General features: G+C 44.7%; 1 protein-coding gene. It reads left to right on the top strand.

Going from position 1 to position 275, the window contains the following annotated elements; all coding sequences use genetic code 11:
* Positions 1-14 precede the first annotated feature (14 nt).
* The coding region (locus tag AAEY72_RS14785; RefSeq protein WP_352311297.1) for a fasciclin domain-containing protein at positions 15-275 on the top strand (261 nt) is incomplete at its 3' end.

The following is a 275-nucleotide window of genomic DNA, read 5'->3' on the forward strand; positions in this document are numbered from 1 at the left end:
TGCATAGTCAATCTATGGCAAAAATGAATGTGGTACAAATTGCCCAGAGCAACCCGGACTTCTCGCTATTAGTTGAAGCAGTACAAGCGGCAGGCCTTGCGAGTGCATTGTCTGACCCTAATGCCAACTATACGATATTTGCTCCAACCAATGCCGCGTTTATGCAAGCATTGGCCGAAACCAAAATGACCAAAGCTCAGTTATTTGCTAATAAGCCACTGTTAACCAAAATCTTAGGCTATCACGTGATCAACGGCAATATGGCGATGTATGCC

The sequence above is a fragment of the Psychrobacter sp. W2-37-MNA-CIBAN-0211 genome (genome assembly GCF_040309405.1).
Taxonomy (GTDB): Bacteria; Pseudomonadota; Gammaproteobacteria; order Pseudomonadales; family Moraxellaceae; genus Psychrobacter; species Psychrobacter glaciei.